Origin of the sequence: Bacillus pretiosus (assembly GCF_051294775.1) — a bacterium.
GTDB classification, from domain to species: Bacteria; Bacillota; Bacilli; order Bacillales; family Bacillaceae_G; genus Bacillus_A; species Bacillus_A wiedmannii.
This window is the reverse complement of the sequence record NZ_JBPPHF010000003.1, coordinates 699,401-713,207: the sequence shown is the minus strand read 5'-3', so window position 1 is coordinate 713,207 and position 13,807 is coordinate 699,401. Positions and strand designations below refer to the sequence as shown.

Annotated in this window: 16 protein-coding genes and 1 pseudogene; 2 read left to right on the top strand and 15 right to left on the bottom strand. The window is 36.0% G+C overall.

From position 1 onward, the window contains the following. Window positions 1–117: IS3 family transposase (locus tag ACSG5Z_RS20290; protein ID WP_141658065.1), on the top strand; the 117-nt coding region annotated here is incomplete at its 5' end. Between the two features lie 105 nt (window positions 118–222). Here the strand turns inward: ACSG5Z_RS20290 and ACSG5Z_RS20285 are convergent. Then, window positions 223–366 carry a Phr family secreted Rap phosphatase inhibitor gene (locus tag ACSG5Z_RS20285; protein WP_080377803.1) on the bottom strand — a complete coding sequence of 48 codons (144 nt, stop codon included), beginning with the start codon at window positions 364–366 and terminating at the stop codon, window positions 223–225. Continuing rightward, window positions 363–1,457, bottom strand: coding sequence for a response regulator aspartate phosphatase (locus tag ACSG5Z_RS20280; RefSeq protein WP_193671426.1), 1,095 nt, complete (start codon window positions 1,455–1,457; stop codon window positions 363–365). Before ACSG5Z_RS20280 ends, ACSG5Z_RS20285 begins: the two co-directional genes overlap by 4 nt. A 238-nt stretch (window positions 1,458–1,695) precedes the next feature. Between ACSG5Z_RS20280 and ACSG5Z_RS20275 the strand changes: the two are divergent. After that, window positions 1,696–1,848, top strand: a pseudogene (locus ACSG5Z_RS20275) (IS3 family transposase); the annotation flags it as partial. A 60-nt stretch (window positions 1,849–1,908) separates the two neighbouring features. Here ACSG5Z_RS20275 and qcrC read toward each other — a convergent pair. The 13 genes from qcrC to ACSG5Z_RS20210 all read right to left on the bottom strand — a co-directional run bounded on the left by qcrC (window position 1,909) and on the right by ACSG5Z_RS20210 (window position 13,726). Further along, a complete protein-coding gene (gene qcrC, locus ACSG5Z_RS20270; protein ID WP_000554601.1) occupies window positions 1,909–2,676 on the bottom strand; it encodes a menaquinol-cytochrome c reductase cytochrome b/c subunit in 768 nt (255 codons plus the stop codon). A gap of 43 nt (window positions 2,677–2,719) precedes the next feature. Further along, complete coding sequence (gene qcrB / locus ACSG5Z_RS20265) at window positions 2,720–3,394, bottom strand: menaquinol-cytochrome c reductase cytochrome b subunit (RefSeq protein ID WP_000932700.1); 675 nt, start codon at window positions 3,392–3,394, stop codon at window positions 2,720–2,722. Beyond that, on the bottom strand, window positions 3,395–3,907 hold the full coding sequence (gene qcrA / locus ACSG5Z_RS20260) for a menaquinol-cytochrome c reductase iron-sulfur subunit (RefSeq protein ID WP_001290419.1): 513 nt from the start codon (window positions 3,905–3,907) through the stop codon (window positions 3,395–3,397). A 143-nt stretch (window positions 3,908–4,050) separates the two neighbouring features. Continuing rightward, the gene (locus ACSG5Z_RS20255; RefSeq protein WP_048543535.1) at window positions 4,051–4,506 is read right to left on the bottom strand and encodes a YpiF family protein; all 456 of its coding nucleotides are present in this window, start codon (window positions 4,504–4,506) and stop codon (window positions 4,051–4,053) included. Between the two features lie 155 nt (window positions 4,507–4,661). Next, entirely contained in the window at window positions 4,662–5,198 is a 537-nt protein-coding gene (locus tag ACSG5Z_RS20250; protein WP_001095922.1) for a ReoY family proteolytic degradation factor, read from the bottom strand. A gap of 73 nt (window positions 5,199–5,271) precedes the next feature. After that, entirely contained in the window at window positions 5,272–6,534 is a 1,263-nt protein-coding gene (locus ACSG5Z_RS20245; RefSeq protein ID WP_088062701.1) for a tetratricopeptide repeat protein, read from the bottom strand. A gap of 350 nt (window positions 6,535–6,884) precedes the next feature. Continuing rightward, the gene (gene hisC / locus ACSG5Z_RS20240; RefSeq protein ID WP_147787258.1) at window positions 6,885–7,997 is read right to left on the bottom strand and encodes a histidinol-phosphate transaminase; all 1,113 of its coding nucleotides are present in this window, start codon (window positions 7,995–7,997) and stop codon (window positions 6,885–6,887) included. A gap of 120 nt (window positions 7,998–8,117) precedes the next feature. Then, window positions 8,118–9,203 (bottom strand): 3-dehydroquinate synthase, encoded by a 1,086-nt coding sequence (gene aroB, locus ACSG5Z_RS20235; RefSeq protein ID WP_435712021.1) that lies wholly within the window; start codon window positions 9,201–9,203, stop codon window positions 8,118–8,120. Then, entirely contained in the window at window positions 9,203–10,375 is a 1,173-nt protein-coding gene (gene aroC / locus ACSG5Z_RS20230) for a chorismate synthase (protein WP_087985544.1), read from the bottom strand. The genes aroB and aroC overlap by 1 nt, the downstream gene beginning before the upstream one ends. A gap of 273 nt (window positions 10,376–10,648) precedes the next feature. Beyond that, entirely contained in the window at window positions 10,649–11,095 is a 447-nt protein-coding gene (ndk, locus tag ACSG5Z_RS20225; protein WP_000415885.1) for a nucleoside-diphosphate kinase, read from the bottom strand. Window positions 11,096–11,219: 124 nt separating this feature from the next. Beyond that, window positions 11,220–12,182 carry a heptaprenyl diphosphate synthase component II gene (gene hepT, locus ACSG5Z_RS20220; protein WP_000776075.1) on the bottom strand — a complete coding sequence of 321 codons (963 nt, stop codon included), beginning with the start codon at window positions 12,180–12,182 and terminating at the stop codon, window positions 11,220–11,222. 51 nt (window positions 12,183–12,233) lie between these two features. After that, a complete protein-coding gene (gene menG / locus ACSG5Z_RS20215) occupies window positions 12,234–12,947 on the bottom strand; it encodes a 2-heptaprenyl-1,4-naphthoquinone methyltransferase (RefSeq protein ID WP_098857580.1) in 714 nt (237 codons plus the stop codon). 29 nt (window positions 12,948–12,976) lie between these two features. After that, on the bottom strand, window positions 12,977–13,726 hold the full coding sequence (locus ACSG5Z_RS20210) for a heptaprenyl diphosphate synthase component 1 (RefSeq protein ID WP_435712020.1): 750 nt from the start codon (window positions 13,724–13,726) through the stop codon (window positions 12,977–12,979). Window positions 13,727–13,807: the final 81 nt, after the last annotated feature.

The window sequence follows — 13,807 nt, the reverse complement described above, 5'->3', positions numbered from 1 at the left end:
TCCAACACAACTGTGCGAAAGATTGTGCTAGAATACATTCATTACTACAATTGTGTGCGAATTCAAGAAAAATTAAACCACCTATCCCCTAAAGAATTTAGGGAACAAGTGGTTTAGGTGTTTTGATAGGTGTCCTGTTTTCGGGGGGCACTTCATTACGAAATGGGATTTTTGTTATAAATCATAATTATTCGGTTTTTAAATGGGGTAATGAACCTTATACTAGATTCCTCCACCTGGTTCAGTCATAGATTGTACAACAGGTGATTTTTGTGTTGCATTTTGATGAATTTCAGGGTTATTTAATCCAACAGATAATACAGCGACAGTTACTAGACTTAGAACGAAAATCTTGATCTTTTTCATCTTAAATACCCCTTTTCCTTTATTGAAATTTTAGCTTCATAACTCATACGATAGTAATCTGAAGCCTTATCTTTCATTCCTATATTATAACACTCATTAGCTAAAAATTCAGAATAGTTTTGAATTTCTTTCGAAATATTTTGATCTTTAAAATAAACAATAGCTTCCAAAACAATAGCCTCTAATTCTTCGATAGCAGCCTTATCAACTAAAGCATTCAATATTTTATAACGGTGGTGATATTCTTCCGTACAGTCTTCTAACCCTTCAGCAATAAAGTTTCTTGCCTTTTCATAATTTCCTAAATTATAGTGAACTTCCGCTAAGGTATGTATACCTTTTTTCTGATACGGTAATCGAGGAGAACTGAATTTTTCATATACATCTTCTAAATGTCGTAGAGATATCTCCCACAGCTTTTGATTCGAATAGAAAACACCTAAATTATAACGAACCGTTAGGGCTGCTTTCGATTCCTTTTCATCCTCTAGTATACTTAAGGCAGATATTAGATATTCTTCTGCCATACCATGCTGATCAAGTGTAATAAGGGACATCCCTATTGTATTTTTACAGGCTCCAACCTTCGCATGAAACGAATGTAACTCTTTATCTTTTTCGAAGTATGCTAGGGCATTCGATGTATGTTTCACCGCTAAAGTGGGTTGTGATAAATAATAATGGTACAAGCCTACTCTATATTGAAACTCTGCATTTTCTAATTCGTCATTAAGGACTGGTAGTAATTCTTCTGCAAGTCTCAAATGATGTTCTGCTTTTGGATACTGTCCCATTTCTGTTGTATAGATGAATTTAAAAAAGTGATAATAGTATTGCAATCTTGAATCTGCTTGCTCCTGAAGATGTGAAAGACTTCCTAGATCATGTTCAAAGTTACCGATTAACATTTGGAAACGACAATTAAATAAGGTGTAATAATCTAAAAGATCGTCATATGCTTTCATACTATTAAATTTTTCATCTATAACTTGTTTCAAGGCAATCGTTTTTTCTGTATGCTGCGAAACCATTTCAAGATACCATTCTTGTAATAATGCATATCCTGTATTTGTGAAATCCCTTGTTTCCATCGCCCGTCACCCTCTCTTTATATACTATCTACATATTATTTAAATATTAACACAATTCCTTTAACCACAAGCGATTTTTAATGTTGAGAAAATTTTTTAGGGTCAAACCTTATTTTACATATATAAAAAACCTATAATATAAGTATCAATTTATAAAATTACTAGCGATACGGTACGTGGAATTATATAAAGATTGGAGTGTCCTCATGGATATATCACCAAAAATAAGAAACCCCATAGTGAAGCTGTCTACTCACAAAAGATAACAAAAGTATCCAACACAACTGTGCGAAAGATTGTGCTAGAATACATTCATTACTACAATTGTGTGCGAATTCAAGAAAAATTAAACCACCTATCCCCTAAAGAGTTTAGGGAACAAGTGGTTTAGGTGTTTTGATAGGTGTCCCGTTTTCTGGGTTCACTTCATTTTTTTGTAGTCAGCTTTTCATTATTTTTTATTATACTTTGCAACGAATTCCGAAAGTTTCTTCAGTTCCTCATCTGTACCTTTAAATACACCTTTAGGCATTGAACCTTTTCCATCTTTCGCAATTTTAGCAATTTCTTCTGGCTTTAAAGTTAAGTTTTGCAGTGCAGGCGCTGCTGCCCCGCCTTGTAAATTGTCACCGTGACATGTTAAACAAGTATTTTTTTGCATTAATTTATAGCCGTCATCATTTTTATCAACTGGTGCTGTTTTTACAATTGCTCCTTGTTTTTTTGCAGCTTCCCAGTCGTGGTGTGCTACAGATTCCCAAGTTAAAAAGATAATCGATGCAATTGCTAAAAGCATAAATCCAGTTGCTACAGGACGCTTCAATGGGCGTCTTTCTGGGCCTCGATCAAGAAATGGAGCTAACAATAATGCGCCAAACGCAATCCCTGGCATAATAAACGCTCCAATTACAGTAAATGAACCAGAAGCATAAGAATACTTTAATAACTGATACAAGAATAAGAAATACCAATCTGGAAGTGGTATATATCCGGCATCAGTTGGATCCGCCATTCTCTCAAGTGGTGACGGATGCGCCACTGTTAAACATAAATAACCGATTAAAAAAACTGCACCAACCATCCATTCTTTTAACAAGAAGTTCGGCCAAAACGCTTCTGTTTTTCCTGGGTATTCAGAATAGTCTTTTGGAATATTTGGTTTCCGAGCTACTGGTACCCGAGAATCTCCTACAAACTTCATCCCTTTGCCTCGATGCATAATCTCCCTCCTTTAGTTCTTTCCCCTTTAATTTAGCAATCTCTTATAGCGGACCGGAAATACCTTGTTTGCGAATCATGATGAAGTGGAAGGCCATTAAACCTAGAAGTGCTGCTGGTAAGAAGAAGACGTGAATAGCAAAGAAGCGAGTTAATGTTTGAGCGCCAACAATTTCGGAATGACCAGCGAGTAATGTTTTAATATAAGGACCAATGAGCGGCGTTTGCTCTGCAATTTGAATCCCTACTTTCGTAGCAAATAATGCTTTCATATCCCACGGTAATAAATATCCGGTAAAACCAAGACCTAACATAACAAAGAAAATAAGAACACCAACAATCCAGTTTAACTCACGAGGCTTTTTATACGCACCCTGGAAGAAAACTCTAAGTGTATGTAAAAACATCATTACAATGACGAGACTAGCGCCCCAGTGGTGCATACCACGAACAATTTGCCCATATGCAACTTCATTTTGTAAATAATAAACCGATTCCCAAGCATTTTTAATATCAGGCACATAATACATCGTCAAAAACATTCCTGATAAAATTTGAATTACAGTAACGAAAAAGGTAAGTCCTCCAAAGCAATAAACGAATGCAGAAAAGTGATGTGCCGGGTTTACATGTTCAGGTACTTCATGATCAGCGATATCACGCCATATTGGTGTAATATCTAACCTTTCATCTACCCAATCATAAATTTTATTTAGCATCTACTTTGCACCCCCTTTTGGCTTCGCTTTGCCTAAATACAGCGTTCCATCTTTTACTTTGGACTCGTATACATCAAGCGGAGCAAGGGGCGGCGTGCCTTTAATGTTCATCCCGTCTTTTGTGTAACGGCCCCCGTGACATGGACAAAAGAATTGATTCGGATGTGCTTTGTCCGAATTCCAGTTAACTGTACATCCTAAATGTTTACATACTGGAGAGAACGCAACAATGTCTCCGCTTTCATCTTTATGAACCCAAGCTGATTTTGGCTCTTCGGACTTGTACCAACCATCAACCTGCTTCACCTTAAAGTCGAAACGTTTCGGCTCTGTTGTAATATCCTTTACTTGTGCAACAGCAACCATATCCGTTCCCGCTTCTTTTCTTAACACCGGATCAAGCGCAAATCGCGTCATCGGCATTAAAATACCCGCTGCCATAAAGCCTCCTACCCCTGTAAGGGTGTAATTTAAAAACTGTCTTCTTGATACACGATGTTCTTTCTCGCTCACGAAAATTTCCCCCCTCTATCAGAAATTGTCCCCTCGTGATAAATTATATAAAAAATAAAAACTAGGACACTATCATGATATAATACGCTTAGGTACAGGTCAATATCATACTACTCATAATAATAAGAACTTTCTGTTTATTACTACTTTCCCCATTTTTCTTCTAACATCACCATTATATTTTTTATATGTGCATGAATAACTTCTCTTTTCGCTTGATCACTAAATTGTTCTAACGCTAATGAAGGAAACCAAAATAAATCTCCTTGTAACTCTTGCATATCTTCTTTCCATGAAAAATCACTTGTAACATAAGCAATATGCTTAAAACCTTGCTTTTGCAAATGATTTGTCCATTCTTGCAAACGACCTTTTTCATTTTTTTGACTTTCTACTAAATACGTAAATGCAGGTAGTAAAAGTACTCTTCCTTTATATTCTCTTTCCAACTCCATACTCAACAATTCGATAAATTCACCTTGTTCTACTACCATTTTCATTTCTTTTGCTGCCGAAATTGATAAAAGTGGTATAACACCAGTATCTACATAATCTCTTGCTTGCTCAAACTGCTCCACATCTTTTACACTCCACTTCAAATGTCTTCCCTCCCTTCATTTTCAAATGACAGAACTTTCACTTTATATATATTAAACCATACTAAAAGAGGTAAAAAAAGAAAAACTACCTATATTAAGGTAGTTTTTCTTAAAAAAGTCTGAAATTTGTAAAATTTTATGAATCCAAATGAATTCTATAACATCTTTAACTCAGCTGTTAACTTATGAAACGCTTCCTTATCTTGCTTATCCAGCGCTTCATCAATTTGTTTCAAAAGACGTTCTCTTCTAAAAGAAAATACACTTTCTTCTAAAAATCTTTCTGCAAGTAAACGATCTTTTTCATTTACTTCAATATGCTTTGGTAAATACGGGTTTTCTTCTAATACAGCTACATAATTGGCATTTTGAAACGATGATTTAAAATTGAGTTGAATATAAATATCTTCATCTCGATTTAAACGAATATCATGAAACGATTTTTCAGCATCTGTTGTCATAACATTTTGTTTAAAAAAGTGAAATGGTGTGTCTTTCACACAATTCGCGGACATCACTAAACCACGCGGACAATATTTTGCATGCTCTACGAAGTGGACTTTATGCATCAATTGGTCATGACTCATTAAATAATTCAAAATCCATACACATTCACGCTGTTTCAGTTGGTAATTATTCAAAAACCATTTTACAAAATCCTTCTTCTCGTTTACAGAAACAGGGGTATTCATAGCAATTAAGTCCCTCCTCTGTCTTTCTCTTTTCTTTTTAGATTCAAGAAGCGGTATTCAGTTTCCTTCCAACTTATGAAAAATCCTCTAAATTATATAACAATTCTTCAATATGAATTTGTGTCGGGTCTAGTTGTATTAACTGAGTAAATACTTCTTTCGCCTCTTTTCGCATACCTTCTTCCAATAAGAAATAACCGTACTCTTCCAAGAAGTCTGGATGATTCTTAAAAGAAGTATATGCACTTTCATAGTGTTTTAATGCATCCGAATACATTTCTAATTGTTTTTTTGCAAACGCAAGATCCCAAAGTAGTTGTGTATCTGGTTCTCCGCTATCAATCGCACGCTCTACAACTGCAATTAACTCTTCATATTTTTCTTGTTCTTTTAAGATATACGCATATTTTAATATCGCACCTAAATGTCCTGGATCTAACTCAAGCGCTTTTTGAAGCACTTCCTCTGCTTCCGCTATTCTTCCTAATTTCGCCGCAATGTTCGCTAATTCTACATAAAATGGTACAGAAAGCTCATCTACTTTAATTCCTTCTTGAAGTGTTTCATAGCTTTCTTGAAGCATTCCTTCTTTTTCATAGCTTTTCGCCAAATACATGTACAGCGATGCATACTCCGGATCTAATTCTTTTAGTTCTTGCCAAGCACCAATTGCTCTTTGATATTCTTCACCTTGGTATAATGTGAAGGCATATCCAAATAATGAGTGGATATCTTTTTGTTCCTCTAAACCTGCTTCATAGTAAGAGATCGCTTCTTCCCAATTTCCAATCGCACTTAACGTTTCTGCGAGGCGAAGTGCAATGACAACACCACCCATGACTTTATGTTCTGCTAATAGCGACTCATAATGAGTGATTGCCTTTTGTTCTTCACCTTTACTACTATATAACTCTGCTAATCCAAACGTAATAACAGGTTCGTCAGGCATCATTTCTTTCGCCTTTAATAGTTTTTGTTCTGCTACATCATCGAAACCTTGCATTTGGAATAAATCTGCAACAAGTAATAACGATTGAACATATAAGTCATCATTTTCTGGAATATCATGAAGCACTTCAATCGCTTCATCTTCTTTGTCTAGATCAATATATAATTCTGCTAAAAATACAGTGAATTCACTTTCTTCCGGATACAATAAACGCAAGTCTTCTGTAATAGCTAACGCTTCATCCGTAAATCCAAGTGTATGATAATAGCGAGCGATATCATACTTCTCTTCATCATTCGCAATTTTTAATTGTTCTTTTAATAATTGTAATCCTTTTTCCGCTTCACCATTTTCAATATATGAAACAGCTTGTTCAAACTTTTGCATAAACGTCTCCTTTAATTCTAACAAATATTATTTTCTGTTCATTTACCCCGATTGGTGCGGGCTAATAATCAGTGAGGGGATGAGCATCCCCTCACTGATTAAAGTTTCACTTTATCATAAGCAACTAGGTGTACGAACGCAACCTTTAGAATGAGCATACTTCATCTTGTACTTTCACTGACAACGATTCAAACATGACACCGATACCGCATTACTACTTTCTATTGTACCGTTTTCTTTCATTACCGTGCAAATAACTTCCCTTATTAATTATTAACACGCACGGATCAAGCTTTACAGGCCTTCATTTAAATAAAAAAGACTCCTATATTAGGAGCCTTCACAAACTCTTAAGAGTATGTTTCTTCTTTCTTTACTTGCTCGTTTACAAGCTCTTTCAATAATTCTATAATTTCATCATTTTCTTCTTTCAAACCGACAGTAATACGAATACCATCATGTATACCAAATGCAGCACCAGAACGAACAATATATCCTTTCTTCATTAATCGTTCGAAAGCCTCATTACCAGGAATACCGAGTTTTAAGAAAATGAAATTTGTTTGAGATGGATAATAGAATACGTTATATTCCTTACAAAATGCGTAATATTGATTTAATCCTTCTTCATTCTTTTTCACACATTCTTGTAAAAATACTTGATCTTCTAATGCAGCGAGTGCTACAGCCTGCGCTACAGTCGATGTATTAAATGGTAACCTTGCTACTTCTAGCTGCCCGATTAAATTCGCATTACCAACCGCATATCCGATACGGAAAGCAGCTAAACCATATGCTTTTGAAAACGTGCGTAAAACCATAAGATTTTCATACTGTTCAAGAAATGGTAATGTTTGCGGATAGTCTTCTGCCCCAGCATATTCATAATATGCTTCGTCCATAATAACGAGCGCTGACTTAGGAACTGATTCTAAAAATGAAAGTAAATTTTGTTTCTCTACATATGTACCTGTCGGATTATTCGGGTTACAAATCCATACAATCTTCGTTTTATCATCTACTTGCTGTAACATCGCATCTAAATCGTGAATGCCATCTTTAAGTGGTACTTCACGAACTTCTGCTCCTTCAATAACAGCATGGTGATGGTATTGCGAGAATGTTGGATTCGCCATTACAACATTTGTTCCTTCATGTAGTAATGCACGACTAATCATTTGAATGACTTCATCTAATCCACTACCAAATAACAGTTGTTCTGCTTTGACACCTAACTGCTCTGCTACTTTTGTCCGAAGTTCAAATGCATATCCATCTGGATAAAGAGCGTATTGACTCGCTAAAGAAGTTAATGCTTCTGTTACGCGTGCTGAGCAACCGAATGGATTTTCGTTCGATGCTAATTTCACAATTTTTGATAATCCATATTCCCTTTTTACTTCTTCAATATTTTTCCCAGGTACATATGCTCTCAAAGTTAACAATTGCTCTTTCACTCTCATTTTTCTTCCCCCAGTCGTTTTATTCAATTCAATTACAATAAGGTTGTAATTTCTCACTGCAATCGTTTATCTTAACCGTCACTATTACGAGGATACCTTTAAACAAGCACTTCTTAGCTTTTAAACCATATCCTTTTGAAATGCCTCTAACGCAATATGAACAGTCTCATCTGGAATAGATACGACATTCACTACCCCATATTCCTGCATTAACACCATATGAATTGCTCCAGCGTTCGCTTTCTTATCTTGTTTCATCAATTGAACGAGACGCTCTACATTCAAATCTCTTGGCATTTTTGGATATCCGTACTTTAAGAACCACTGCTTCATCTCTTCATAAGAAAGATTAACCTTGTACACTTGCTCACTTAAAAACAAGGCAAATAATATTCCAACCGCTACTCCGTCACCGTGAGTAATATTTCCATATCCTAGTTCTTTTTCAAGAGCATGGCCTAACGTATGTCCAAAGTTCAAATGGGCACGTACGCCTTTTTCTGTTTCATCTTGTGATACAATATTTGCCTTTACAGGAATTGCCTTCGTTAATATATGGATTAGCTTCTCATCACGAAGATCCGCTAATGTTTGCACTTCTTCTTTTAACCAATGATACAGCTTTACATCACCAATAAGAGCATGTTTTATCACTTCTGCATAACCTGAACGCCACTCTTTTTCAGGAAGTGACTGTAAAAACGGCGTATGATATACAACTACTTCCGGTTGATGGAATGCACCAATCATATTTTTACCTAACGGATGATTGATCGCTACTTTCCCACCTACTGCGCTATCATGAGCTAATAAAGTCGTTGGAACTTGAACGAAGCGAATTCCACGCATAAATGACGCAGCAACAAAACCAGCTAAATCTCCAATCATCCCGCCTCCAAGTGCAATAATTAAAGAATTTCTATCTAATTTATTTTCAAGAGCTGACGTATGAGCCGCATAGAAATTTTCAAAAGACTTCTCTTTTTCGCCACTCGGTACAACGAATGAAAATACTGTTTGCTCTATTTGCAACGCGTCTACAACTGTCTGTAAATGTAAAGACGCAACAGCTTCATCTGAAATGATCATGATGTTTGATACAGATGGCTGCATATTTTGAACAATCGTTGTCAACTTTGACAACGATTGTTTTCCTACATGTACATCATATTCTTTTGATTTCGTTTGAATATGTATGTTTCCCATTAAAATCCCCTCGCATATTCATTATGTTTCTCAATATTTTCACGAATAAGGTCCATACGATCTAATCCGAATTGTTCTATTAAAGCTGTCGCTAATTCCCAAGCCACAACCGCTTCTGCAACGACACTAGCTGCTGGAACAGCACAACTATCTGAACGTTCAATACTTGCTGTAAAAGGCTCTTTCGTATCAATATCTATACTTTGAAGAGGTTTATATAGTGTAGGGATCGGTTTCATCACACCACGCACAACAATTGGCATTCCAGTCGTCATACCGCCTTCTAATCCACCTGCATTATTTGTTCTTCGTGTATATCCATGTTCCTCATTCCACAGAATTTCATCATGAACTTCACTTCCCGGTCTATGCGCTGCTTCAAAACCAATTCCAATCTCGACACCTTTAAAAGCATTAATGCTCATAATTGCAGCTGCTAATTTCGCATCCAGTTTTCGATCATAATGCACATAGCTACCGACCCCAATTGGCATTCCTTCCACAATCACTTCAACGATTCCACCTATTGAATCACCATTTGCTTTCGCATCATCAATTGCTTTCATCATTTGGTTACCTGCTGCTTCATCTAAGCAACGTACTGGTGATGCTTCTGTAATACTTTTTAATTCTTCAATTGAACTATAGGTAAATTCCTGAGCCTGTACACCGCCAATTTCAATTACATGGCCCGCCACTGTAATACCAAGTTCTGCTAACACTTTTTTAGCAACCGCACCAGCAGCAACACGCACTGTCGTTTCGCGTGCTGAAGAACGCTCCAGTACATTTCTCATATCTCTATGACCATATTTAATCGCACCATTTAAATCAGCATGCCCAGGTCTTGGTTTTGTTACTTTCCTTTTCATTTCTTTTTCTTCTTGTTCCGTTAAAGGCTCTGCGCCCATAATTTTTGTCCAATGTGCAAAATCACGATTTTCAACAACAAGTGCAATTGGAGAACCTAATGTCTCTCCATGTCTAACACCACTTACAATTTGCACTTGATCTGTTTCAATTTGCATGCGTCTACCACGCCCATGCCCCTTTTGCCTTCTAGCTAACTCTTCATTTATATCATCCGCTACTAAAGGCAGTCCTGCCGGAACACCTTCTATAATCGTTGTAAGTTGTGGACCATGAGATTCACCAGCTGTAATATATCGCATACGTTATTCCTCTTTTCGTATATGTATTTATCCCGCTATATTAAGCAATGATATTATCTTTCCTTACTCTAAAAATATGAAAGAAATTATATATTTGATTAGCCATTCGCTTATTCTCCGATAGGCCTTTTACTTTACATATCAATATATCATAACAGCTCTAACTTCGTAACTAATTGAAACAAAAAAAGTGCAAGAAGAATACCCCTATTCTCCTTGCACTTTCTACTATTATCACAGTGATTAAAGCGTTTACAAATTATTTCAAAATAATTAGTAAATCCATTCATTCATTAATTTTGAGTAGTCAACTAATTCTTCTTCCTTAAAGAAAATAGCAATCTCGCGCTCTGCACTTTCTAACGAATCAGAACCATGGATAATGTTTTTCGCAACAGTTACACCGAAATCTCCACGAATTGTTCCAGGAGCTGCTTCATGTGGTCTTGTTTTACCCATCATGTTACGAGCTGTATCTACTACGCCTTCACCTTGCCATACCATTGCGAATACAGGTCCAGATGTAATAAAGTCTACTAATTCACCAAAGAAAGGTTTCTCTGTGTGCTCAGCATAGTGTTGTCCAGCAATTTCCGGAGTGACTTGCATTAATTTTGCACCAACTAATTGAAAGCCTTTTTTCTCAAAACGAGCTACGATTTCCCCAATGAAGGCACGTTGTACACCGTCTGGTTTTACCATTAGAAATGTTTTTTCCATAAAAAATCTCTCCACTTCTGAATTATGTATGTAATTGTATATCCCCACACACATATTAACACCCTTATCACAATTGCGCAATAGTTTTGAAATAGAGAGATTATTTTATTTTTTAGAAAAAACACTAAAATTTTCGTTTCCCAATATACTTTGCTACATTTTGTAATGCATACTTCGCTTGTCCACGCGGAAGTGGTTTTATGATTTCTAATGCTTTATGTAAATAACGTTCACTAAACGCAAATGCTTGATCAATAGCGTCACTATTTTTTACAGCCTCAATAATTCCTTTCATTTCGTCCGCTGTTGTATTTTCATGTACAGATGTGATTTTCTTACGAAGCACGGGATCTTCCATAGCGTATAGGGCAGGAAGCGTAATATTCCCTTGTAACAAATCACCACCAGCAGGTTTTCCAAGCTTCTCTTCTGTGGAAACGAAGTCTAAAATATCATCAATAATTTGATACGACATTCCTACAAAATACCCATACCAAAATAGTCGATTTACCGTATCACGATTAGCGCCAGCAGCAATTGCTCCTAGTTGACAACTCGCAGCAATTAATAAGGCTGTTTTTCGCTTTATTCTTCTTAAATACGTTCGTAAATTTTGGTCATAATTGTACTTATCTTTAATTTGTTCAATTTCACCTTTACACACTTCTAAAATGGTATGCGATAGCGCCTGATGCGCCTCTGGAATTTCGATATTTGTTATACATTCAAGAGACTTAGCGAACAAATAGTCCCCTGTATACATTGCAATACGATCTCCCCATTTCGCATTCACAGTTGCACTACCACGTCGTAAAAATGCAGCATCAATAACATCATCGTGAACAAGAGAAGCCATATGAATAAGTTCTAACGCAACAGCTACATGTTTAATTGCATCTAACTTATAATCTCCAAATTTTCCCGCAAGCAACACAAATACAGGACGAATTCGCTTCCCACCAGCTTCAATAAGTTGTAATGCCGCCTCTTCTACCAATGGCTGTTCAGAAGCAACTGTCTTTTTTAATTCTTTTTCTATCACATTAATATCCGATCGTAAAAAAGAGTACATAAGTTGTAACTTCATATTGTTCACCTTAACCTAAAACTTCTTTTTTCTTTTTCTTTTTTCTTTTTTCTATTTTGATTCTGGTTTCATACCTAAGTGCATCGCTGCTACCCCAAAAGTAAACGGCTTCACTTGTACACGTTCAAGTCCAGCTTTTTCGAACATATTAGCCAATTCTTTCATACCTGGGAATGTACTAGCAGATTCTTGCAGCCATGAATATTCTTTAAAACTTTTCGCAAATAACTTTCCAAATAACGGCATGATATATTTAAAGTATAAAATATACCCTTGTCGAAAACCAATCATTGTTGGTTGAGATGTTTCTAAACAAATCACTTTTCCACCTGGTTTTACTACACGCGTCATTTCTTTTAATACGTGCATATAATCCGGTACGTTACGTAAACCAAATCCAATCGTTACATAATCAAACGTGTTATCTTCAAATGGAAGTTCCATTGCATTCCCGTGTAAAAGTTCTACTTGTTTTAATTGTAACGCCTCTACCTTTTGCTTACCGACAGATAACATATTTTCACTGAAGTCTAGACCAACAACCTCGCCCTGTTCACCTACCGCTCCAGCTAGCGCAATTGTCCAGTCTGCTGTCCCGCAGCATACATCAAGAGCTTTGCTACCTGATTTTACATCCATAATGCGCATCGTCTCTTTACGCCACGCTTTATGTCTTTGAAAACTAATAACAGAATTCATCACATCGTATTTATCAGAGATTTTCTCAAATACATCATGTACTCTTTCTTCTTTTGATTGTTGCATGCTCGTACCTTCTTCCAATGTAAAATTGCTTATGTCTTCGATTTATCTCTTAACACAGAGTTTATTTCGCTTATATCTGTGTGGTTTTCCAAATATTGATTTTCTTTCTTTCTGAGTTCCATCATCCATCCATGAATAACTGTTTCTACCTCCGCTTTATCCTTCACAATCCCTTGAACTGCTTGAAAAACAGGTGAATGTTGTTTATCAGCGTGCAGTTCATATTCTTTTTGAAGACGGTTTTTTCCTAGTACATACGTTATAAACGGCTTCCAATGCGATAAATGAAAATGATCACATGTTTTTTGCAAGAGTGCAGACTCAATCGTTACTACACTTTCCATTATGTCATCCATCGTTTCATGCGCTTTTTGATATAACATTATTTTGTGTTCATTAATTTCTTTAATTCCTTCAGCAAGTGCACGAATTAAAACAATATCACAATTCATAGACAGTAAGTAATAATATAACCCGCTATAGTAATCACCAGCAAGCACTGTTAACTGGCGACGTTTATGCGATTCATTTGCTTCTTCCCCTGCTTTATTTGATACTCTTTCATGTGTATCAAGCGCAATTTGCACAAGCATAATCGTTACTACATAATGCTCAATTTGTTCTATATGTAAATTTTCACTTTTTAAAGCACCATATAACAATGCTATTTTTTCTTCATCAATAAATGGTTCTTCAATATAGTTTATAAAATAAGGATGGCGTAATTTCTCCATCAATTTCTCTCTTATACCCGCATACCCTCCGTAGATGTCACACACAAAAATCACCCTTGTTTTCTAATTCATAAAACTTATTATAACACATACATTCTATTTTCTATAACCAAAACTTGGCTACTC